Origin of the sequence: Brevibacterium sp. UCMA 11754 (assembly GCF_021532275.1) — a bacterium.
In the GTDB taxonomy this organism is placed as follows: Bacteria; Actinomycetota; Actinomycetes; order Actinomycetales; family Brevibacteriaceae; genus Brevibacterium.
The window spans coordinates 109,691-132,609 of the sequence record NZ_JACBOT010000009.1 but is presented as its reverse complement, the minus strand read 5'-3'; the positions used below and the strand labels follow the sequence as shown (position 1 = coordinate 132,609).

At 64.8% G+C, this 22,919-nt stretch carries 23 protein-coding genes; all 23 read left to right on the top strand.

The window, feature by feature from the left end; genetic code table 11:
- Window positions 1–8: 8 nt before the first annotated feature.
- The 23 genes from carB (at window position 9) to trpC (ending at window position 22,896) form a co-directional block, all read left to right on the top strand.
- Window positions 9–3,284 carry a carbamoyl-phosphate synthase large subunit gene (gene carB, locus HX613_RS05240; protein ID WP_235344367.1) on the top strand — a complete coding sequence of 1,092 codons (3,276 nt, stop codon included), beginning with the start codon at window positions 9–11 and terminating at the stop codon, window positions 3,282–3,284.
- A complete protein-coding gene (gene pyrF, locus HX613_RS05235) occupies window positions 3,284–4,141 on the top strand; it encodes an orotidine-5'-phosphate decarboxylase (RefSeq protein ID WP_235344412.1) in 858 nt (285 codons plus the stop codon). The genes carB and pyrF overlap by 1 nt, the downstream gene beginning before the upstream one ends.
- 244 nt (window positions 4,142–4,385) lie before the next feature.
- The gene (gene mihF, locus HX613_RS05230; protein ID WP_092108101.1) at window positions 4,386–4,697 is read left to right on the top strand and encodes an integration host factor, actinobacterial type; all 312 of its coding nucleotides are present in this window, start codon (window positions 4,386–4,388) and stop codon (window positions 4,695–4,697) included.
- Window positions 4,698–4,716: 19 nt separating this feature from the next.
- Window positions 4,717–5,280 carry a guanylate kinase gene (gene gmk / locus HX613_RS05225; RefSeq protein ID WP_235344366.1) on the top strand — a complete coding sequence of 188 codons (564 nt, stop codon included), beginning with the start codon at window positions 4,717–4,719 and terminating at the stop codon, window positions 5,278–5,280.
- A 12-nt stretch (window positions 5,281–5,292) separates the two neighbouring features.
- On the top strand, window positions 5,293–5,625 hold the full coding sequence (gene rpoZ, locus HX613_RS05220) for a DNA-directed RNA polymerase subunit omega (protein ID WP_204235746.1): 333 nt from the start codon (window positions 5,293–5,295) through the stop codon (window positions 5,623–5,625).
- Entirely contained in the window at window positions 5,622–6,878 is a 1,257-nt protein-coding gene (gene coaBC, locus HX613_RS05215) for a bifunctional phosphopantothenoylcysteine decarboxylase/phosphopantothenate--cysteine ligase CoaBC (RefSeq protein WP_235344365.1), read from the top strand. Before rpoZ ends, coaBC begins: the two co-directional genes overlap by 4 nt.
- Window positions 6,875–8,077, top strand: coding sequence for a methionine adenosyltransferase (metK, locus tag HX613_RS05210; protein ID WP_328284903.1), 1,203 nt, complete (start codon window positions 6,875–6,877; stop codon window positions 8,075–8,077). The genes coaBC and metK overlap by 4 nt, the downstream gene beginning before the upstream one ends.
- Window positions 8,077–10,119: a primosomal protein N' gene (locus HX613_RS05205; RefSeq protein WP_235344363.1), complete on the top strand. Its 2,043-nt coding sequence runs from the start codon at window positions 8,077–8,079 to the stop codon at window positions 10,117–10,119. The genes metK and HX613_RS05205 overlap by 1 nt, the downstream gene beginning before the upstream one ends.
- A gap of 54 nt (window positions 10,120–10,173) precedes the next feature.
- Entirely contained in the window at window positions 10,174–11,133 is a 960-nt protein-coding gene (locus HX613_RS22545) for a methionyl-tRNA formyltransferase (protein WP_235344362.1), read from the top strand.
- Window positions 11,130–12,617, top strand: coding sequence for an RsmB/NOP family class I SAM-dependent RNA methyltransferase (locus tag HX613_RS05195; protein WP_328284902.1), 1,488 nt, complete (start codon window positions 11,130–11,132; stop codon window positions 12,615–12,617). The genes HX613_RS22545 and HX613_RS05195 overlap by 4 nt, the downstream gene beginning before the upstream one ends.
- Window position 12,618: 1 nt before the next feature.
- Window positions 12,619–13,281 carry a ribulose-phosphate 3-epimerase gene (rpe, locus tag HX613_RS05190; protein ID WP_235344361.1) on the top strand — a complete coding sequence of 221 codons (663 nt, stop codon included), beginning with the start codon at window positions 12,619–12,621 and terminating at the stop codon, window positions 13,279–13,281.
- Window positions 13,282–13,292: 11 nt separating this feature from the next.
- Window positions 13,293–13,958, top strand: a complete 666-nt coding sequence (locus HX613_RS05185; protein ID WP_235344360.1) for a nicotinamide mononucleotide transporter family protein — start codon at window positions 13,293–13,295, stop codon at window positions 13,956–13,958.
- Window positions 13,959–14,039: 81 nt separating this feature from the next.
- Complete coding sequence (locus HX613_RS05180) at window positions 14,040–14,303, top strand: phosphoribosyl-ATP diphosphatase (RefSeq protein ID WP_235344359.1); 264 nt, start codon at window positions 14,040–14,042, stop codon at window positions 14,301–14,303.
- Window positions 14,304–14,365: 62 nt separating this feature from the next.
- A complete protein-coding gene (hisG, locus tag HX613_RS05175; RefSeq protein WP_235344358.1) occupies window positions 14,366–15,205 on the top strand; it encodes an ATP phosphoribosyltransferase in 840 nt (279 codons plus the stop codon).
- A 25-nt stretch (window positions 15,206–15,230) separates the two neighbouring features.
- Window positions 15,231–15,647: a PH domain-containing protein gene (locus tag HX613_RS05170; RefSeq protein WP_235344357.1), complete on the top strand. Its 417-nt coding sequence runs from the start codon at window positions 15,231–15,233 to the stop codon at window positions 15,645–15,647.
- A gap of 2 nt (window positions 15,648–15,649) precedes the next feature.
- Complete coding sequence (locus HX613_RS05165) at window positions 15,650–16,855, top strand: CaiB/BaiF CoA transferase family protein (RefSeq protein ID WP_235344356.1); 1,206 nt, start codon at window positions 15,650–15,652, stop codon at window positions 16,853–16,855.
- Window positions 16,856–16,983: 128 nt separating this feature from the next.
- Window positions 16,984–18,486: an acetyl-CoA carboxylase carboxyltransferase subunit alpha/beta gene (locus HX613_RS05160; RefSeq protein WP_235344355.1), complete on the top strand. Its 1,503-nt coding sequence runs from the start codon at window positions 16,984–16,986 to the stop codon at window positions 18,484–18,486.
- A 28-nt stretch (window positions 18,487–18,514) separates the two neighbouring features.
- Window positions 18,515–19,279: an imidazole glycerol phosphate synthase subunit HisF gene (gene hisF, locus HX613_RS05155; RefSeq protein ID WP_198396274.1), complete on the top strand. Its 765-nt coding sequence runs from the start codon at window positions 18,515–18,517 to the stop codon at window positions 19,277–19,279.
- Complete coding sequence (gene hisI, locus HX613_RS05150; protein WP_198396273.1) at window positions 19,276–19,647, top strand: phosphoribosyl-AMP cyclohydrolase; 372 nt, start codon at window positions 19,276–19,278, stop codon at window positions 19,645–19,647. Before hisF ends, hisI begins: the two co-directional genes overlap by 4 nt.
- The gene (gene trpE, locus HX613_RS05145; protein WP_235344354.1) at window positions 19,637–21,199 is read left to right on the top strand and encodes an anthranilate synthase component I; all 1,563 of its coding nucleotides are present in this window, start codon (window positions 19,637–19,639) and stop codon (window positions 21,197–21,199) included. Before hisI ends, trpE begins: the two co-directional genes overlap by 11 nt.
- Window position 21,200: 1 nt before the next feature.
- Window positions 21,201–21,728, top strand: a complete 528-nt coding sequence (locus tag HX613_RS05140) for a Trp biosynthesis-associated membrane protein (RefSeq protein ID WP_235344353.1) — start codon at window positions 21,201–21,203, stop codon at window positions 21,726–21,728.
- A 98-nt stretch (window positions 21,729–21,826) separates the two neighbouring features.
- Window positions 21,827–22,096, top strand: a complete 270-nt coding sequence (locus tag HX613_RS05135) for an HGxxPAAW family protein (protein WP_235344352.1) — start codon at window positions 21,827–21,829, stop codon at window positions 22,094–22,096.
- Complete coding sequence (trpC, locus tag HX613_RS05130) at window positions 22,093–22,896, top strand: indole-3-glycerol phosphate synthase TrpC (RefSeq protein WP_235344351.1); 804 nt, start codon at window positions 22,093–22,095, stop codon at window positions 22,894–22,896. Before HX613_RS05135 ends, trpC begins: the two co-directional genes overlap by 4 nt.
- Window positions 22,897–22,919 lie beyond the last annotated feature (23 nt).

Sequence of the window (22,919 nt, the reverse complement as noted above, 5' to 3'; positions counted from 1 at the left end):
GAGAACCCATGCCACTCAGACAAGATCTCAAATCCGTCCTCGTCATCGGCTCCGGACCTATCGTCATCGGTCAGGCCTGTGAATTCGACTACTCGGGCACCCAAGCCTGCCGTGTGCTGCGCGAAGAGGGCCTGCGGGTCATCCTCATCAACTCGAATCCCGCGACGATCATGACCGATCCCGACGTAGCCGACGCCACCTACGTCGAGCCCATCGACCCCGACATCATCGAATCGATCATCGACAAGGAACGCCCCGACGCGATCTTGCCGACGCTGGGCGGACAGACAGCGCTGAATGCGGCGATCGCACTGCACGATGCCGGCACCCTCGAGAAGTACGGGGTCGAACTCATCGGCGCCGACGTCGACGCCATCCAGCGCGGCGAGGACCGGCAGAAGTTCAAGACCATCGTCGAGGAATGCGGCGCCGAATCGGCGAAATCCGTCATCTGCCACACCATCGACGAGGCACTGGCCGGGGCCGAAGAGCTCAACTATCCCGTCGTCGTGCGGCCCTCGTTCACAATGGGCGGACTGGGTTCCGGCATGGCCTATGACGAGAACGACCTCCGGCGCATCGCCGGCGCCGGCTTGGGTGACTCCATCACCCACGAGGTGCTCCTCGAGGAGTCGATCCTCGGCTGGAAGGAATACGAACTCGAACTCATGCGCGACCACAAGGACAATGTGGTCGTCATCTGCTCGATCGAGAACGTCGACCCCGTCGGCGTCCACACCGGCGACTCGATCACCGTGGCCCCATCGCTGAGCCTGACCGACCGCGAATATCAGAAGATGCGCGATATCGGCATCGACGTCATCCGCGCCGTCGGAGTCGCCACCGGCGGCTGCAACATCCAGTACGCAGTGGATCCGAAGACCGGCCGCATCGTCGTCATCGAAATGAATCCCAGAGTCTCACGGTCCTCGGCACTGGCATCGAAGGCCACCGGCTTCCCGATCGCCAAGATGGCCGCCAAGTTGGCCGTGGGCTACTCGCTCGACGAGATCCCCAACGACATCACCAAGGTCACACCGGCCAGCTTCGAGCCGACACTCGACTACGTCGTGGTCAAGATCCCAAGGTTCACGTTCGAGAAGTTCCCCGCAGCGGATCCGACGCTGACGACGACCATGAAATCCGTGGGCGAGGTTATGGCGCTGGGCCGCAACTTCACCACCGCACTGCAGAAGGCCATGCGGTCGATGGAGCAGCGCGATGCCTCGTTCTCGTGGTCCGATCTTCCCGACATCGGCGACGAGGATGTCAGAGAATCCGTCCTCGAGTCGATCTCGCACGCGACAGCCGACCGCATCCATTCCGTTCAGCGCGGATTGGCCGCTGGCCTGAGCAATGCCGAGGTCTTCGAGGCCTGCGAGATCGATCCCTGGTTCCTCGACCAGATCGAACTGATCAATGAGGTCGCCGAGTTCATCTCCTCAGCAGACGAACTCGACGCCCAGGTGCTGCGGGACGCGAAGAACCACGGCTTCTCCGATGAGCAGATTGCGTCGCTGCGCAGCATGGATACCGGTGTCGTCACCGGTGTCCGGCATGCCCTGCGGATCCGCCCAGTGTTCAAGACCGTCGACACCTGCGCCGGTGAGTTCGCCGCACACACCCCGTATCACTACTCGAGCTATGACGAAGAGACCGAGGTCGCCCCGCGCGAGAAGCCTGCCGTGATCATCCTCGGTTCGGGACCGAACCGGATCGGACAGGGCATCGAGTTCGACTACTCATGCGTGCACGCGACGATGGCCATCTCCGAGGCCGGCTTCGAGACGATCATGGTCAACTGCAACCCGGAGACCGTGTCCACGGACTACGACACCGCTGATCGCCTCTACTTCGAACCCCTGACCTTCGAAGACGTGATGGAGGTCTACCACGCCGAGGTGGCCGCCGGTCCCGTGCTCGGCGTCGTCTGCACCCTGGGTGGCCAGACCCCGCTGGGCCTGGCCGACAAGCTCAAGGCCGCAGGAGTGCCGGTCCTCGGCACCCAGCCCGAAGCCATCGACCTGGCCGAGGATCGCGGCGAATTCGGTGCCGTCCTCGACCGCGCCGGTCTCACCGCACCCAAGCACGGCACCGCCGTGACCTACGCGGAGGCCGAGACGATAGCCGAGGAGATCGGCTACCCGGTCCTCGTCCGCCCCTCATATGTGCTCGGCGGCCGCGGCATGCAGATCGTCTACGACCGCACCCAGCTCGTGGACTATATGGCCACTGCCACAGAGATCTCCGTGGACCGTCCCGTCCTCGTCGACCGCTTCCTCGAGGACGCCATCGAAATCGATGTCGATGCCCTCTACGACGGCACCGACATCTTCATCGGCGGCATCATGGAGCACATCGAGGAAGCCGGAATCCACTCTGGTGACTCCGCCTGCGTGCTGCCTTCGCTGACCCTGGGTGAAGACGTGCTGGACCGTGTCCGCAGCGCCACCGCAGCGATCGCCGAAGGCACGAACGTGCGCGGGCTGCTCAATATCCAGTTCGCCATCACCGCCGACGTCCTCCACGTCATCGAAGCCAACCCCCGTGCCTCCCGGACCGTGCCGTTCGTCTCGAAGGCCACTTCCACACAGTTGGCGAAGGCCGCCGCGCTCATCGCGGTCGGGCGCACCATCGCCGATATGCGCGGAGACATGCTCCCGGAGACCGGCGACGGTTCGCGACTGTCCTTGGACCACCCGATCGCGGTCAAGGAAGCGGTCCTGCCGTTCCGTCGATTCAGGACCGTCGAGGGCAAGGTCGTCGATTCGATCCTCGGACCGGAGATGCGCTCGACCGGTGAGGTCATGGGCATCGACCACGATTTCCCGACAGCCTTCGCGAAGGGCCTGCTGGGGGCATCGATCAAGCTTCCGACCTCCGGCACGGTGTTCGTCTCGGTTGCAGACCGGGACAAAAGGGCCATGGTCCTGCCGGTCAAGGAACTCGTCGACATGGGCTTCGACGTGGTCGCCACAACCGGAACTGCCGCAGTCCTGTCCCGGTACGGCATCAAGACCACACAGGTGCACAAGCACTTCGAGGCCGATGCCGAGGATCGCACGATCCTCGACTACCTGGCCGCCGGCACGATCGACATGGTCATCAACGTCCCATCCGGACGCCAGGAACGGGCAGACGGCTACGAGATCCGTGCCTCGGCGACCGCACACTCCGTGCCGCTGATCACCACGCTCGCCGAGTTCGCAGCCGCAGTCACCTCACTCGAGGTCGTTCGTGACAAGAAGTTCAAGGTCTGCAGCCTGCAGGACTGGAACGCGTGATGTTCGGCGCCCGCCTGCAGGCGGCCATGGACGAGCACGGACCGCTGTGTGTGGGCATCGACCCCCATGACCATCTCCTCGAGGCCTGGGGACTGCCGCGCACAGCGGCAGGGCTGCGCGAATTCTCACTGCGCACGGTGACCGAGCTGGCCGGGAATGTGGCTGCGGTCAAACCGCAGTCAGCCTTCTACGAGCAGTACGGTTCGACCGGAGTCGCCGTTCTCGAAGAGACCCTCGCAGCCTGCCGGGAACACGATCTCATCAGTGTCCTCGACATCAAACGCGGGGACATCGGATCGACCATGGGAGCCTACGCACGCGCCTACCTCGACCCCGCCTCGGCGCTGGCCGCCGATTCGATCACTGTGTCTCCGTACCTCGGATTCGGAGCACTGGACCCGGCCTTCGAACTCGCGAATGCTCATGATCGGGGAGTCTTCGTCCTCGCGCTGACCTCGAATCCGGAAGGCGCAGAGGTTCAGCACGCCACGTGCGGAGAGTCTGTCGAGGGCTTCGGAGACTCCGTTGCCGGGACGATCGTGGGCCAGGTGGCTGCGCGCAACTCGGCTGAGTCCGCACAGGGTCTCGGACGGTTCGGCCTGGTGGTCGGAGCGACGATCGGATCCGGCGCCCGCGAGCTCGGATTCGACCCGTCTGCGTGCGGAGGGCCGATCCTGGCACCGGGAGTCGGTGCTCAGGGAGCCGGGATCGGTGAACTCATCGACGTCTTCGGCACAGATGCGATCGCTGCCAATCAGATTCTGGCCACCACCTCACGCGCTGTGCTCAGCGCCGGGGCAGACGGCATGCGCGCAGCGGCACGTTCGCTCAACGAGTCCCTGACGCAGGTGGGCTGAGACCCGGGCCGATCATCTCCCATCGCTTGCGCAGGCCGCCGGTTTCGGCGCCCTGCGCAAGGCGTGCATCGAATGGTCGGCACCGGTTGGGGGACGTCGTCTGAGGTAGGACGCGACGGGCCCGGTTCGGCCGGTTCTGCAGAGACTTGAGTTTTCTTTTGCTCTTTATGCCTCTCACGAGGGTTTTTGTTTTAGACTGAAGCAACTTCCCTACCTGCCCGTTCATGGTGACAGAGGAGATAATGTGGCACTCGAACCTTTGACCCCGCAACAGCGTTCAGCCGCTCTGGACAAGGCCTTCAAAGCGCGTCAGGCGCGAGCCGAGGTCAAGACAGCGCTGAAGAATGGTCAAACCGATCTCGCAGCTGTGCTGAAGAAGGCCGGCGCGGACGAGGCACTCGCGAAGATGCGCGTCGTCGATCTGCTGAGATCACTGCCCGGCGTCGGCGACCGACGCGCGGAAGCGGCCATGGACGACGTCGGCATCGCATCGTCACGTCGGATCAAGGGCCTGGGCGTACACCAGAAAAATGCCCTGTTGGAGAAATACTCCTGAATGTGTGAACAATAGATCTGTGAATAATCGACTGACCGTCCTCGCGGGACCTACCGCGGTCGGAAAAGGCACCATCAGCGCGTACATCAGAGATCATCATCCCGAGGTCTGGTTCTCCGTCTCCGCCACCACGCGGCCGCGGCGACCCGGCGAAATCGATGGTGTTCATTATCACTTCATCAGCGATGACGAATTCGACTCGCTCATCGCTGCCGGTGAGCTGCTCGAGTACGCCGTCGTCCACGGACGCCACCGCTACGGCACTCCTTCGGCCCAGGTCCAGGAGAAGCTGAGCCAGGGGATACCCTCCCTGCTGGAGATCGATCTGCAGGGAGCACGCCAGGTCAAGGACAAGATGCCCGACGCGCTGTTCGTCTTCCTGTCTCCGCCCAGCTGGGAGGAACTCGTGTCGAGACTCACCGGGCGCGGAACGGAAACAGCAGTCGAACAGGAGCGTCGACTGACCACGGCCAAGCAGGAACTGCAGGCCGAATCCGAGTTCGATGTCACGATCGTCAATGACCACGTTCGCACTGCGGCCGAAGAACTCATATCATTGATGGGTATACCCACTACCGATTAGATTGGACATTCATTGCCTGCACAACCTGAAGGCATCACCAATCCACCGATTGATGATCTGCTGGCCGTGACCAGCTCGAAGTACGAACTGGTCTCGATTGCGGCTCAGCGAGCCCGCCAGATCAACTCCTACTACGCCCAGCTCCAAGAGGGCCTGCTCGAGAACGTCGGTCCGCTGGTGACCCCGGGCACCCATGAGAAGCCACTGTCGATCGCGCTCCGCGAGATCAACGAAGGCAAGATCGTGGCCCGCGAAGTCACCGAAGCCGACTTCGGTGCGCTCACCCAAGAGCCTGCACAGCCGGCTGTCAGCAACGACGGCGCACTGGACTTCAGCGACCAGTGAGAACCGTACTCGGCGTCGCCGGTGGAATCGCCGCTTACAAGGCGTGCCATGTCATTCGGCGACTCCGGGAACTCGGGCACAGCGTCAAGGTCGTGCCCACCGCCAGTGCACTGAACTTCGTCGGTGCGGCCACCTTCGAGGCGCTGTCCTCACAGACCGTGACCACAGATGTCTTCGACGAGGTCGAATCGGTCAACCATGTCCGCATCGGGCAGGACGCCGAACTCGTCATCATCGCGCCGGCCACCGCCAATACCCTGGCCAAGCTGGCCGCAGGTATCGCCGATGACCTGCTGACCGCCACTGTCCTCACGACGACCGCCGAGGTGGTCGTTGCCCCCGCCATGCATACCGAGATGTGGCAGAACCCCGCCACCGTCGCGAACATCGCGACCTTGAAGCAGCGGGGCATCCACGTCCTCGAACCCGCCGTGGGGCGTCTGACCGGCCCGGACTCCGGTCCCGGTCGTCTGCCCGAACCCGACACGATCGTCGACTTCGCGCTGGCCGCTGCCCGATCAGCACAGACCGATCCAGTGCTGAATACAGCCGGGCCGCTGAACGACAGACGCGTCGCCATCAGTGCCGGCGGGACCAGGGAACCGCTCGATCCCGTCCGATTCCTCGGGAACCGCTCCTCAGGCAAGCAGGGCATTGCGCTGGCACGTGCCGCTGCCGCCGCCGGAGCCCACGTCGATCTGGTCGCGGCCAACATCGACTCGGGCCTGCTGTCGGCGCTGCCTGACAGCGTCCGGATCACCACAGTCGAGTCCACGCTTGAGCTCCAAGCCCAGATGCAGGCAGCTCAGGCTGATGCTGATGCCATCATCATGGCCGCCGCCGTCGCCGACTACCGTCCGGCCGAGCGCACCGACTCGAAGATGAAGAAGTCGGGTGATGAGGGAATGACTCTGAACCTGGTGCAGAACCCGGACGTGCTCGTGGGACTCGTCGAATCACGTCGCGAAAACCAGCTCATCATCGGATTCGCCGCCGAGACCGGAGATTCTCATCACAGCGCACTCGACTATGCGAAGGCGAAGTTCCGTCGCAAGGGCGTCGACCTCCTCGTCTTCAACAATGTCTCGGACGACAGGGCCTTCGGCCACGACGACAACGCCGTCCAGATCCTGAGCGTCGACGGTGACGAAGTTGTCGCCGGCCCGGAATTCACCGGCAGCAAGGACGATGTTTCGGAAAAGGTCATCGAGGCTCTCGCCAGCCGTTGGGAATGCGTAGAATCGACGGCGTGAGTCAATCAAATCTGCGCTTCTTCTCGTCCGAATCCGTCACCGAGGGCCATCCCGACAAGATCTGTGACCAGATCAGCGATGCCGTCCTCGACGATCTGCTGGGTCAGGACCCGAACGCCAAGGTCGCCGTCGAGACGATGGTCACCACCGGTCTCGTCCACGTCGCCGGCGAGGTCAATACCGCAGCCTACGCCGACGTCGCCGGCATCGTGCGTCGGCTCATCACCGGAATCGGCTATGACTCCTCCGACACCGGATTCGACGGTCACTCCTGCGGCGTCTCCGTGTCAATCGGCAGCCAGTCCACCGACATCCATTCCGGAGTGACGAACCCGCTGGACTTCCGCGAAGCAGTGGAATCCGACCACGGTTCGAGCCTCGGCGCCGGCGACCAGGGCCTCATGTTCGGCTATGCCGACAACGCCACCGACGTCCTCATGCCCGTGCCCATCCACCTCGCCTCACGCATGGCGGAGAAGCTCTCCGAGGTGCGCAAGACCGGTGCATTGGACTATCTGCGTCCCGACGGCAAAACTCAGCTGACACTGGGCTACGACGGCAACGAAGCCGTGTCGATCGAGAACATCGTCGTCTCGACTCAGCACGCCGGACACGTCGATCAGGCACAGCTGCACGCCGAGATCAAAGACTTCGTCATCGATCCGGTCATCGCAGGCTCCGGTCTCGATGACAGTCATGCCAACATCCACATCAACCCGGCCGGGCCCTTCGTCACCGGCGGGCCGATGGGCGACGCGGGGCTGACGGGCCGCAAGATCATCGTCGACACGTATGGCGGATACTCGCGTCACGGCGGAGGCGCCTTCTCCGGCAAGGACCCCTCGAAGGTCGACCGCTCAGCCGCGTACGCCATGCGCTGGGTCGCGAAGAACGTTGTGGCCGCCGGGCTCGCCGACCGCGCCGAGGTGCAGGTCTCCTATGCGATCGGCCGTGTCGATCCGATGGGCCTCTACGTCGAAACCTTCGGCACCGAGAAGGTCGACCCATACGCGATCTCGCGGGCCATTCGCGAGGTCTTCGACCTGCGACCTGCCATGATCATCCAGGAACTCGATCTCCTGCGCCCGATCTACTCTCAGACATCGACGTACGGGCACTTCGGCCGTGAGCTCCCCGACTTCACCTGGGAGGTCACGGACCGCGCTGACGATCTGCTGCGCGCAGTCTCCTCGGCTTGATGGACGAACCTCTTCCGATCGACACCGGCACCGCAGCCATCGGGCAGGTGCCGCTGGCAGCGGAAGACCCCGTGGCCCACGTGCTCATCGATCATCCTGTGCCGCATTTGGCCCGCGCCTTCGACTACGCAGTTCCGGAGAAGTTCGCCGACACGGCCCGCCCCGGTGTGCGAGTCAGAGTCAGATTCGCCGGCAGACTGCGCGACGGCTTCCTCCTCGAGCGGGTCGAGAAGTCCGACCACATCGGACCGCTTGCCACGATCGAGCGCATCACCAGTCCCGTCGTCGTGCTCACCCCCGAACTGCTGCGCCTCGCTTCTGCCACTGCCCGCCGGTACGCGGGAACCCTCTCCGATGTCCTGCGTCTGGCGATCCCGCCGCGCCATGCACGCGCCGAGAAGGCTGTGCTCAAGGCGGAGAAGACGCTGCAGCGCGGCGCGAGTACGGCGTCCGAGAGCTCGACTGCCGATCACGGGCCTGCCGAGGACACGATTGACCGCCTCGGCAAATGGGTGGTCAACGAGTCTCAGCACGAGCGAGACGACGACTTCCCGGCCGCCGAGCATCCGCGGATGGCACTGACCTCCGTTCCCGGCCCTACGCCGGGGCTGAGTTGGATCACCGCCGGGCTGGAAGCTGCCCGAGCGACACTGGCTGCAGGGGAGTCGGTGCTGTGGCTGGTGCCCGATCACCGTGAGCTCGCAGTCCTCTCGGCGGCCCTCGACGCCAGCCCGGACATCCCCTCCTACTCAGTCTTGAGTGCAGACCAGTCACCGGAGCAGAGGTGGAAAGCCTGGCTACGCGGCCTGCTGGGGCACACACGAGTGACGATCGGCACCAGAGCTGCCGCCTTCGCCCCGATCGCAGGCCTCGGCCTCATCATCTGCTTCGACGACTCGAACCCGAACTACCTCGACCAGCACGCACCCTACCCGCACGCCAGAGAAGTGTGCCTGCTGAGATCGACCATCGACACCACCGGACTGCTGTTCGTCTCCACCGATCGCAGCGCCGAGATCCAGCGCCTGGTCGAGGTCGGGTGGCTTCGCGACGCCACCCCCACCGGCCCCGAACGCCGTGAAGGTGCGCCCCGCGTCTACGTTCCCGACGAGGAGCGTGACCCCTTCGCCTGGCAGCGCATCCCCTCACGCGCCTGGCAGCTGATGCGCGGTGCCCTGCGCCCCGGAGCCAAGGACTCGAACGCGGTCGGACCCGTCCTCGTCCAGGTCCCGCGTGCCGGGTACTACCCGGTGTTCGCCTGCGCGAGATGCCAAGAGGTTGCTCGCTGCCCTCAATGCTCGGCTGCGCTGACCACTCAGTCCGAGGTCGGACCCTTCGCCTGTCGCTCCTGCGGCTACCACTCCGATACGTTCTCCTGCGGGCGCTGCCGCTCGAATCAGGTGCGCTCGATCGTGCGCGGCAGGGGCCGGACCGTCGAGGAGCTGCGCAAGGCCATGCCGGGAATCGAGATCCTCGAATCCGGCGGCGATGACATTCCCATCGCCATCGACGACAGCCCACGTATCGTCGTCGCCACCACCGGAGCAGAACCCTATGCTCTCGGTGGCTACGCCTGCGCAATCCTGCTCGACTCGCTGTGGCCGGGGCCGTGGATGCGCTCGACCGATGAAGGAGTCAGCAGACGACTGCGGGCGGCAGTCCTCGTCAGATCACGTACAGCTGGGGGCGTCGTCTACCTCGGCGACACCGATGAGACGATCCGGAACACGGTGACCACCTTCGACCCGGTCACCACCATGTCCAGAGCTCTCGGCGATCGCTACGAGCTCGGGTTTCCGCCCTATCGTCGCATCGTCGAACTCACCGGCGCCGGCACCGACATCGACGCCATCATCGCGGCCGTCCCAGACCTCACCGAACTCATCCGCGACTCCGACGGTGATGACCAGAAAGCCGTCGCAGCCTATCCGATCGCAGCAGGAGAGGCGGTCGGCGAAGCACTGGCTCATCAGATCGCCTCCCGGTCTGCGAAGAAGCTTCCCCAGGTGCGCATCCGCATAGACGATCCGCGGTCGCTGTGAGTGCCTCGGTGCCCGGACTCTGCGACTGCTTCGCGAACAAGTAGAATTCCTCAAGTGGATATCGTCTTCGCCGGAACACCGGATGCCGCAGTGCCAGCCCTCGAGGCCTTCGTCGAATCAAAGCACCGCATCCGTGCCGTCCTCACCCGACCCGATGCCCCGGTGGGGCGCAAACGCGTCCTCACCCCCTCACCGGTCAAGGCACGAGCCCTCGAACTCGGCCTCGACGTCATCGAGGCCAGCCGACTCCGCGGCGAGGTCATCGCCGAACTCCGGGCCCTCAAGGTCGACGCCGTGGCCGTGGTCGCCTATGGGGCCATCGCCGGCCCGGCAGCGCTGTCGACCGCCGAGCTCGGCTGGTTCAACCTCCACTTCTCACTCCTGCCTGCCCATCGTGGAGCCGCACCGGTCCAACGGGCACTCATCGCGGGCCAAGCCAGCAGCGGAGTCAGCGTGTTCAAGATCGACGAGGGCATGGACTCCGGACCCGTCCTGCGCAGACTCGAACTGCCTCTGGACCATCCCGATGTCGCCGCCGCCCTCGACGACTACGCCCACCGAGGCGCGGTCGAACTGGTCGCCGCCTTCGACGACCTCGCGGACGGAACCGCAGTGATGACCCCGCAGTCCGGGGAGCCGAGCCACGCGGACAAGATCGGCATCGATGACGCCCATCTCGACTTCTCCGACTCCGCCCGGGCGATCATCGACCGTTCCCGGGGAGTCAGCCCCAGCCCCGGGCCATGGGCGAACGTCGACGGGAAGCGGACCAAACTCTTCGGACTCACACCCGCTCCCGAGGTCACCACCCCTCCAGAAGTCGGATTGCTGACCCTATGGCAGAAGACCGCCGTCCTCGGCTGCGGCGACGGCTGGGTCCACGTCGCAGAGATCCAACCCTTCGGCAAGGCACGGATGGCTGCCGTGGACTTCCTCCGCGGCCGTGGCGACATCCGATTCGATCCCACTGAAACCAGCGCCGAGCCGGCGGCAGACCCCGAGCAAGGAGCATGAGACAGATGCCAGCAGATGAGCGCATGCCGCGGAAGAGACCGGCAACAGGTGGGAAACCGCCACGGGGCCAGAAGCCGAAGTCGGGAGGACCTTCATCCTCGGGAAGGCAGTCGTCTTCGGGAAGGCAGCAGGCGCCGGCGAAGAACCTGCCGCGACGCATCGCCTGGGAGGTCCTCGTCGACGTTGAGACGAAGGACTCCTACGCGAACCTGCTCCTGCCCGCCAAGCTCGCCCGCACGCATATGGACTCCCAGGACGCGGCGTTCACGACTGAACTCACCTACGGCGCTCTGCGCCAGCAGGAGTTCTACGATGCGATCATCGCCAAGGCGGCGAACCGGTCCCTCGATACAATCGACCCCGAACCGCTGGCAGGCATGCGCCTCGGCGCCCACCAGATCCTGTCCATGCGCGTGCCCGACCATGCGGCACTGTCGGAGACCGTCGCCGTCATCAAGTCCTACGCACCGAAGACATCCGGGTTCGTCAACGCCGTCCTGCGTCGGATCTCCGAGGTCGACCGGGCAGAATGGCTTCGCCGCGTCACCGCAGGAACCACCGAAGTGGGCGAACAGGCCATCGAATACTCCCACCCGGAATGGATCGTCCGGGCCATGACACAGGCACTGAAAGGCCACGGACGGCAGGCGTCTGAACTGCAGGCACTCCTCGAAGCCGACAACGCGGCCGCGAAGGTCAGCGTCTCCGCTCTGCCCGGACTCATCGACCGCAGCGAACTGCCCGGAGCGCCGACCGAGTTCTCACCCATCGGCGTCACCCTCGAAACCGCCGTGCCCAAGAACGTCGACGCCGTCGCCACCGGCCGGGCCCGTGTGCAGGACGAAGGCTCCGCGCTGGTGGCACTGGCACTGGCACAGGTTCAGGCACCGGCGGGCACCTGGGCGGACCTGTGCGCCGGACCCGGCGGCAAGGCCGCAGTCCTCGCAGCGATTGCGACGCAGCAGGGGACCACCCTCGACGCCTTCGACTCGAGTGACCACCGGGTCGAACTCGTGCGGTCCTCCACTCAGGCACTCGACAACGTCACCACCCGCGTCCAAGACGCCCGCGACGCCACAGGCCCATATGCGAAGGTCCTCGTCGACGTTCCCTGCTCGGGTCTCGGTGCCCTTCGCCGCCGTCCCGAAGCCCGCTACCGCCGTCGCCCCGAGGACATCAACGCCCTGGCCGGACTGCAGCGAGAACTGCTGCGGGCGGCCTTGGACGCCTGCGCTCCGGGGGGAGTCGTCGCCTACTCCACCTGCTCTCCCCACTACGCGGAGACCGTGCTCGTCGTCGACGACGTCGTTCGCGGCACCGACATCGAAATCCTCGACGCCCCAGCCGTCCTCGCCGAGATCACAGGTGCCGATGCCGAAGGGTTCACCTCGGTGAGCCGGGGAGCAGGACGGTACGCTCAGCTGTGGCCCCACGTCCACAACACCGATGGAATGTTCTTGGCCCTGATGCGGAAGGCGAACTGAAATGGCGATCGAGATCAACCCCAGCATCCTCAGCTCCGATTTCTCGGACCTGCGTGGTGAACTGGACAAAATCAGCACTGCCGATATGGCGCACATCGATGTGATGGACAACCATTTCGTCCCGAACCTGACATTCGGGCCTCCCGTGGTCGAACGGATCCAGGCGATCAGCCCCATCCCGCTCGACGCCCACCTGATGATCGCCGAGGCGGACCGGCACGCTCCGGTCTATGCCGAACTCGGCTGCGCCTCGGTGACCTTCCACGCCGAGGCGGCCGCCGCTCCCGTACGCCTGGCCCGGGAGATCCGGAAGCTGGGGGCCAAGGCCAGCCTCGCACTCAAGCCGGCGACCCCGATCGAACCCTTCATCGACCTCCTCGGCGAGTTCGACCAGATCCTCATCATGACCGTCGAGCCCGGTTTCGGCGGGCAGAAGTTCCTCGATGTGTGCCTGCCGAAGATCCGACGGACCCGTGAAGCGATCTCGGCCGCCGGGCTTGAGATCAAGCTGCAGGTCGACGGGGGAGTCTCCACGTCGACGATCGAACGCGTCGTCGACGCCGGTGCCGACGTGCTCGTGGCCGGTTCCGCCGTCTACGGTGCCGAGGACGCTGCCACCGCGATCTCTGGTCTGCGTGAACTCGCAGCATCCCACGTGCACTGAAGAGAGCCGATATGGAACTGCTCGACTGGCTGAACACCCCGGCATTTCAACTGCTGGGCAAACCGGTGCCGTACTCCGACCTGTTCGGCAACATCTGTGCTCTGGCCACAGTGGTCCTCGCGCTGCGCCGGAACATCCTGTCCTGGCCGGTCCAGATCCTGGGCTCCATCCTCCTCTTCGCCGCGAGCATCTCCGCGGGACTCGGCGGCAACGCCTCCCGCCAGGTCGTCATCATCGTGGCCGCAGTTTGGGGCTGGACGCAGTGGAAGAAGTCCCGGGAGGCCTCCGGCGAGGTCCTCGTCCGCTGGGCGACCTGGAAGGAGCGACTGCTCCTGATCGGCGCCCTCTTGCTGGGCACCGCGGTGTTCGGCTACGTCCTCGCCCTCGGAGGGTGGTCCTGGAATCCCTATCCGGACGCCTACATCTTCATCGGATCACTCGTGGCGATGTATGCCCAGGGGCGGGCGATCGTCGAATTCTGGTTCGTCTGGCTGGCCGTCGACCTCGTCGGGATTCCCTTGGCAGTGGCCGGAGGACTCGTGTTCTCCGGGGCCGTGTACCTCATCTTCCTCGTCATGGTCGTCATCGGCTTCATCGACTGGTCGAAGCGATCACGCCAGACGATCTCCGCACCGCATCGGGGTGCTACGGACATCAACCGCAGCACTGAGAACTGAGGGTGCTGCGACGGGTGAGAGCCGTCCCGCTGGCCGAGACCCCGTGTGAGCGCGGCGGTCGCGATGTATTAGGCTGGATTCGTGAAGACCTTTGACTCGCTCTACGCCGAACTCCTGCAGAAATCCCTCGATCGCCCCGAAGGCTCGAAGACCGTGGCCGAACTCGATGCCGGAGTCCATGCGATCGGTAAGAAGGTCGTCGAAGAAGCCGCGGAGGTCTGGATGGCGGCAGAATATGAGACCAAGGGCGAGCTCGCCGAGGAGATCTCTCAGCTGCTCTATCACCTGCAGGTGCTCATGGTCGCCAAGGATCTCAGCCTCGACGACGTCAACTCGCATCTGTAGCCTTCCACGCCGGCACAGCCGAACCCCAAACAACCGTTGACGATGAAACACAAAAGGACACCATGCTGCGTGTAGCCGTGCCGAACAAGGGCGCACTGTCCGAAGCCGCCTCCGAGATGCTCAGCGAGGCAGGATACTCCACCCGTCGGGGAAGCAAGACCCTTGTCCATCAGGACGAAGTCAACGACGTCGAATTCTTCTACCTGCGTCCGCGCGACATCGCCGTCTACGTCGGGTCGGGAATCCTCGACGCCGGCATCACCGGTCGCGACCTGCTGCTTGAGTCGAAGGCCGAAGCTCAGGAAGTCATCGGCCTCGGATTCGGAGCCTCCCGCTTCTTCTACGCCGGAGTCACCGGTTCCTACTCCTCGCCGACCCAGCTGGAAGGCGCACGCATCGCCACCAGCTTCCCGAACCTCGTCGACGCCGATCTGCAGGCCAGGGGCATCGACGCGAAGACCGTTCAGCTCGACGGTGCGATCGAAGTCTCCATCCAGCTCGGCGTCGCCGACGCCATCGCCGACGTGGTCGAGACCGGCAGCACCCTGCGCGCCGCGGGGCTCGAGACGTTCGGCGAACCCCTGCTGGAATCCGAGGCCGTCCTCGTCCAGCGTGATGGAGCAGCCGAGTCGATCGAGGTGCTGCGTCGCCGTCTGGAATCCGTGATGGTGGCCCGACAGTACGTTCTCGTCGACTACAACATCGAAGAGCGCCTTCTGCCTGAGGCCCTCGGACTCACGCCCGGCCTCGAATCACCCACGATCTCCCCGCTGCAGGAGACGGGCTGGGTGGCCGCGCGTGTCATGGTCGAATCCAAAGAGGTCAACAATGTCATGGACCGTCTCTACGCAGTCGGTGCCCGTGCGATTCTGGTGACGAACATTGGCGCCTGCCGAATCTGAATTCCGCGTCTTCAGGCCCCGCCAGGTGCGCATCATCAGCACCGTCGGCGCAGTGGCGGTGTTCATCGGCTTCGCGGTGCTCTCCGTCGCCCTGCTCGTCGTGGACTGGAACCCCTGGACCCCGCTCGACACCGTCTGGATGAACCTGCTCGGGATCATCTTCGCTGCGGCCCTGCTGCGCGTCGCCGACATCCAGGCCCGACCCAGCGAAGCCGGCCTGGTCGTGAAGAACATGGTCAGGACACGCACCTTCGCGTGGGGCCAGATCCTCGGCGTCGCCTTCTCACCCGAGGGCGACGACCCATGGCCGACCCTCGATCTGACAGACGGAACCACATACGCCGTGATGGCGATCCAGCACGCGGACGGGCCCCGAGCCCACGAGGAATGTCAGCGATTGCGTATGCTCATCGCTAGATGGACCCACTTCAAGGAGGAATAGGAATGTCGAACGACACAATCACAGGGGTCGAAGGCCCACTGACCGGATACACGGTCATCGATCTCTCCCGCGCATTGGCCGGCCCGCACGCGGGAATGATGTTCGGTGACCTCGGCGCCCGAGTGATCAAGGTCGAGAACCCGGGCAAGGGGGACGACTCCCGGTCCTGGGGTCCTCCGTTCGTCGGTCCCGAGGAAGATCCTCAGGCCACCTACTTCTTCTCCTGCAACCGCAACAAGGAATCCATCGCCCTCGACCTCAAGTCGGACACCGGCAAGGAGACGCTGCGGGAACTGATCTCCCGCGCCGATGTGCTCATCGAGAACTTCCGCTCCGGCGTCCTCGATCGGCTCGGCTTCTCCACCGCCGTGTGCATGGAGATCAACCCCCGCCTCGTGCTCCTCTCGATCACCGGCTTCGGCCACGACGGACCCGAATCCTCGCGCGCAGGATACGACCAGATCGCCCAGGGCGAGGCCGGACTCATGTCGCTGACAGGATCCGGACCCGACGACATGCAGCGCGTCGGCGTTCCCATCGCAGACCTCCTCGCAGGCATCTACGGCTCCTACGGCGTTCTCGCGGCCCTGCTCGAACGAGAGCGCACGGGCAAGGGCAAGGTCGTGCGGACCTCGCTCATCGCCGGCATGGTCGGAGTCCACGCCTTCCAAGGCACACGCGCCACGGTGGCCGGGCAGAACCCCGAGCCCGGTGGCAACCACCATCCGTCGCTCTCTCCCTACGGACTCTTCAACTGCCACGAAGGTGCCGTGCAGATCTCCGTGGGCAACGAGAACCTGTGGAAGAAGTTCTGCGCCGCATTCGACATCGACCCGGCGACCGAGGGCATGGGCGACAACTCCGCTCGTGTCGCGAACCGTCCGGCCGTGATCGAACTCATCGAAAGCAAGTTCGCCGCCTACGGATCGGACGAGCTGCTCGCCAAACTCGCAGGCGCAGGAATCCCCTCCGGCACCGTGCGCACCCTCGAAGAGGTCTACTCGTGGGACCAGGCGCTGAGCCAGGGACTCAAGGTCTCCGTCGACCATCCCGTCCTCGGTGACATCGACCTGCCAGGACCACCGCTGCGGTTCTTCGACGCGGACGGCGAGGCCGAGGTCGAAACCACGAGGACCGCTCACGATGCACCGCCTCTGCTGAACGAGGACGCCGAGGCGATCGTGTCCTGGCTCGATTCGGACAGTTGAGGACCCTGACCACCAGCTGCGCCCTCTGATCCGCAGGTGGCGGCAATCCGCAGCTGGTGGCCCAACACCGCTTTACCGTTCGTCAGATTTACCGTTGGTCAGACACATCTGAAGCAGGAGATAAGCACGTGGCACGGTTGAATGCACATGAACTCGTCGACATTGTCGTAGATGACGGATCCTTCGTGTCTTGGGATACGACCCCGATCAGGCCCGCCGGGGGCATCTCCGAGGAATACGCGGCCGAACTCGCCGCCGCCAGGGAGAAATCCGGAGTCGATGAGGCCGTCATCACCGGAGAGGGCATGATCGAGGGCCGGCGCGTCGCCATCGTCGCCGGAGAATTCCGGTTCCTGGCCGGTTCGATCGGCGTCGCCGCGGCTCAGCGGCTCGTCGACGCGATCGAACGCGCCACGCTCGAAGGACTGCCGCTGCTGGCCGGGCCTGCCTCGGGCGGGACCAGGATGCAGGAGGGCACGATCGCATTCCTGTCGATGGTCAAGATCACCAATGCCGTGATGGCCCATCGTCGGGCAGCCCTGCCCTACCTCGTGTACCTGCGGCATCCCACCACAGGCGGCGTGTTCGCCTCCTGGGGTTCGATGGGCCATGTCACCGTCGCCGAGGCTGGATCACTCATCGGCTTCCTCGGCCCGCGCGTCTTTGAGGCCATCTACGGAGAGAAGTTCCCCGAGAACGTGCAGACGGGTGAGAACCTGCACAAGCACGGGATCATCGACGCAGTGATCAGTCCCGAACGGATCCAGACCACCGTCGCCCGAGTCCTCGACGTGCTCATGGGCGCCAAGGAGATTCCGCCGCGCGTCGCCGACCCGGACACACGCCCCGAGATCGTCGATCCGGACTCCGACGCCTGGGATGCGATCACCCGTTCCCGCAACGCCGATCGTCCCGGAGTTCGCGACCTGCTGCGCACCGCGGCCAACACCGTGCTGCCCCTCAACGGCACCGGACAAGGCGAGAAGGACCCGGGACTCCTGTTGGCGCTGGCGAAGTTCGGCTCCGCCCCGTGCATCGTCCTCGGTCAGGATCGTTTCCGCCAGGATTCCCGGGCACCTCTCGGGCCAGCGGCACTGCGAGAGGCCAGGCGCGGGATGCGTTTGGCCGCTGAACTCGATCTGCCGCTGGTGACCGTCATCGACACCCCTGGTGCTGCACTCTCGAAATCTGCTGAAGAGGGCGGAATCGCCGGCGAGATCGCCCGCAGCCTCGCCGACCTCGCGAACCTCGATGCACCCTCGGTGTCCCTCATCCTCGGTGAGGGGTCAGGCGGGGGAGCCCTCGCACTGATTCCCGCGGATCGAGTGCTCAGTGCCGAAAACGGGTGGCTTTCGCCCCTGCCCCCGGAAGGCGCCTCGGCGATCGTGCACCGGACGACCGACCGCGCGCCGGAGATGGCCCAGAGCCAAGGTGTGCATGCACCCATGCTCAAGGCGACGGGAGTCGTCGATCGCATCATCGCCGAGCATCCAGATGCCAGTGCGGAGCCATTGGACTTCGTGTCCCGGGTGGGTGCGACACTGGAGTACGAACTCATCGAGCTCATGCGTGAACCATCCGACCGCCGCTTGGCGCGCCGGATGGAGCGGTATCGCACCCTCGGAATCTGAACGTCGACAAGGAATCTAGGAGAGTCACATGGTTGCCATCAGAGTCATTCCGTGCCTCGACGTCGACGAAGGACGGGTCGTCAAGGGAGTGAAGTTCGCGGACCTCAAGGACGCCGGCGATCCGGTCGAATTGGCCCGACGCTACGGGGAATCCGGTGCGGACGAGCTGACATTCCTCGATGTCACCGCCAGCAGCGGTGATCGCGAGACCGTTCACGATATCGTCCGGGCCTGTGCCGAAGAGGTCTTCATTCCGCTGACCGTCGGCGGCGGAATCCGCAGCGTCACCGACGTCGACCGCCTGCTGCGCGATGGGGCAGACAAGGTCTCCGTCAATACCTCCGCTGTCGCGAACCCCCAGCTCATCAGCGATATCGCCCACCACTTCGGCAACCAGGTCCTCGTCCTGTCTCTCGACGCCAGACGCGCGCAGGGGACGCAGACGCCCTCTGGCTTCGAAGTCACCACCCGCGGTGGCCGTGAGGGAACCGGTCGCTGCGCGATCGACTGGATCACCGAGGCGGCCGAGCGCGGCGTCGGCGAGATCCTCCTCAACTCCATCGACGCGGACGGCACCCGTGACGGCTTCGATCTCGAACTCATCGCCGCCGCGCGGGCCGCCGTCGACGTTCCGCTGATCGCGTCCGGAGGAGCCGGCCGAGTCGAACACTTCGCTCCGGCCGTGGCTGCCGGGGCCGACGCGCTGCTGGCCGCGAGTGTCTTCCACTTCGGGACACTGAGCATCGGCGAAGTCAAGGACGCACTGCGCAAGGAAGGGATCGAAGTCCGTTGAGCACACACGATTCTGCCGCCCAGATCGATGCCACTCCGGAGAACTGGCGCGAACTGATCACGGTAAACGCAGACGGGCTCATTCCCGTCATCGTCCAAGAGGTCACCACCCGTGAGGTCCTCATGATGGCCTGGATGGACACCGAAGCCATCGAACGCACCCTGAGCAGCGGTGCCGCAGTGTACTGGTCGCGGTCCCGCCAGGAATACTGGGTCAAAGGCGAGACCTCTGGACACACTCAGAAGGTGGCATCCCTGAGCCTCGACTGCGATGCGGACGCTCTGCTTATGGAGGTCGAACAGACCGGGCCCGCCTGCCACACCCTGACCCCGACGTGCTTCACCGGAAGGACCATCAGTGCCAACTGACACACGCACGACCGACACCGGGCTGACGATCCGGCCCAGCCTCGATGAGTTCCGCGCTTCGGGCGCCGATCACCGCTTGGTGCCAGTCCACGCGGAAGTCCTCGCCGACTCCGAGACCCCGCTGAGCCTGTACCGCAAACTCACGGACGGCGGTCCTGGCAGCTTTCTCTTCGAGTCGGCCGTGTCCGGAGCATGGGCGCGCTACTCGTTCATCGGCTCCGCACCTGTCGCCACACTGATCTCCGAGGGCGAGAGCTTTCGGTGGGAGGGCACACCTCCGGTGGGGATCCCGACCGAAGGCAGCGTTTTGGACGCGGTCACGGCGACCCTCGAACTGCTCGCCGTCGACGGGACCGAGTCGGCTCTTCCACCGATGGTCTCAAGCTTCGTCGGATACTTCGGCTGGGACATCGTGCGGCAGTTCGAGAGGCTCGGCCCCGCCCGAGCCAACGAACACCACCTCCCGACCGTGCAGCTGATGATCCCCGGCGACATCGCGGTCTATGACCACTACTCCGGAACTCTCACCCTCGTGGCCAACGTATTCAACGTCAATGGTGCCGATACCGGCATCGACGATGCCTACCACGCAGGCATCGATCGGATCGAGGCGATGCTGTCGAGGATCAGCAGGCCCAGCGACGCCGAGATCCTGAGCACGCACTTCGTCAAACCCGAGGTGTCGACCCGCACCGACCCGCAGGTCTACCTCGACAATGTCGAACAGGCCAAACGCGAGATCGTCGATGGAGAGATCTTCCAGGTTGTCCTCGGCCAGCGCTTCGACATCGACTGCACAGCCGACCCGCTGACCGTCTATCGGATGCTGCGCCATTCGAATCCCAGCCCATTCATGTACCTGCTCAACCTCCATGACGACCAGGGACAGCCTGCCAGCATCATCGGCTCGTCCCCGGAAGCTCTCGTCACGGTCCGCTCCGGTGACGTCGTCACCCACCCGATTGCCGGCTCGCGCCCTCGAGGCGCTACGACCGAAGAGGACTCCGCACTGGCCAGAGACCTCATCAGCGACGAGAAGGAACGTGCCGAACACCTCATGCTCGTCGACCTTGCCCGCAACGACCTCGCAAAGGTCTGTCGGGCAGGCACAGTCGATGTCAGTGAGTTCATGGACATCGTGCGTTACAGCCACATCATGCACATCTCCTCGACCGTGCGCGGAGAGCTCGCACCAGGACACGGAGCCGTAGAGGTGCTGCGTGCTACGTTCCCGGCAGGCACCCTCTCCGGAGCGCCGAAACCCCGCGCTCTGCAGATCATCGACGAGCTCGAAACCATCGGCCGCGGAATATATGGGGGAGTCGTCGGCTACATGTCGTTCACCGGCGACCTCGACCTGGCGATCGCCATCCGCACCGGAGTCCTGCGTGACTCGGTCATGAGCGTCTATGCCGGCGGTGGGCTCGTCGCCGATTCGGTTCCCGAGACCGAATATCAGGAATCGCAGAACAAGGCGGCCGCAGTCCTGGGAGCTGCGGCAGCAGCCGGCGCGGTGGACAAGCTCGGAGCCTCGAGCAGGGAACGCGGCTGAGATGACGAAATCACGCGGAGTACTCCTCGTCCTCATCCTGGCCGGTGCACTGTGGGCGATCAGCCTGGCGTCCTGGCAGGCCGGTGTCGCCGGTGACTCACTGGGGCCCGCAGGTGTGGCCGATGTTTCGGAGGACGCAAGCTCTCAGGCATCGCCGGTCGCGACCGCCTGCGTCGCAATCATCGCCGTCACCGGGCTGCTGTCAGCCATGTTGGGCAAGATCGGACGTTTCGTCGTTCTCGGCTTCGCTGCTCTGGCCGCCATCGGCTACGGCATGACCGCGCTGCAGTCGGTTTCATCCCCTGGGGCCACCGCCTGGCCGATCGTGGCCCTGTTTGCGGCAGCCATCGCATTCATCGTCATCGTCTACATCGCCTTCGCCTCGGCGAGATGGGCCAATTCGAACCGGTACGCCAGGACGGCGGAAGCCGCAGGCGACGAGTTCGATTCGGCAGCGACCTGGGACGCCCTCTCCCGCGGAGATGACCCCGATCCCACCGCTGGTGGGGCCGATGATGAATCGAAATGACCTCGTGACCGGGTCGGTGTCTGAACCGAACTCGAAGCGTGTCACAATGGATGCAACAAGTTTTCACGCGTGCCACGCCTGCATCTCTAAGGAGCACCATGTCGCAAACCGTCGCTCGTAACGGCGCATCCGATCTCGACAAATCGACGATCGACTATGCAGCCATCGCCGACCCGGGACACGGAAACTCCGTGGCCGGTTGGACCGGTGTCATCGTCATGCTGATCGGCGTCACGATCGGCTGCGTCGGATTCACGATCCACACCGCGACCATCACCTACGTCGGCATCGGCGTCGTCGTGCTCGGCCTCATCGCCGGCATCATCCTGCGTGCCGTCGGCCTGGGAAACAAGCCGAAGAAGAAATGACAGTTCTCGACGATATCGTCGCCGGAGTACGCGAAGATCTCGCCGAACGCCGGAGGCAGACACCGCTGGCAGACGTCATCGACCGTGCACGCGCGGCCCAGCCTGCGCGTGCGTTCGATCTCGAAGCCGACTTCGGGGTCATCGCCGAGGTGAAACGACGCTCTCCCTCCCGCGGAGACCTCGCCCACATCCCGGATCCTGGGACCCTGGCCGGCCTCTATGCCGCTGGGGGAGCACGGGCGATCAGCGTCCTCACCGAAGGACGTCGCTTCTCAGGAAGCCTGACGGACCTCGACTCCGTCCGCGCAGCCGTTGACGTTCCCGTCCTGCGCAAGGATTTCATGGTCGAGGAGTACCAGTTCCATGAGGCCCGCGCCCACGGTGCCGATCTCGTCCTCCTCATCGTCGCAGCACTCGACGTCGAACAGCTCCACGAGTTCCATGCTCTCGCCCACGAACTCGGGATGACGGCCCTGGTGGAGACCCACAACGCTGATGAACTGGCGATCGCGGCCGAACTTAATGCCCCTCTGATCGGCATCAACACCCGCAACCTCAAGGACCTCAGCGTCGATAAGAGCCGCTTCGCACCCTTGGCCGATCTGGCACCAGCGGACTGCACTCTCGTCGCAGAGTCCGGAGTCACCGGTCCCGATGATGTCGATGTCTACGCCGGAGCCGGCGCCGATCTCGTGCTCGTGGGCGAAGCACTCGTCACCGGCGGCGACGCCGAGTCCGCCGTGGCCGCGTTCACCTCGACCGGGCAGGAGCGCCGGGCGGCGACCAGTCGTCAGTCTTGATCCACCCGACCACCATTTCGAAC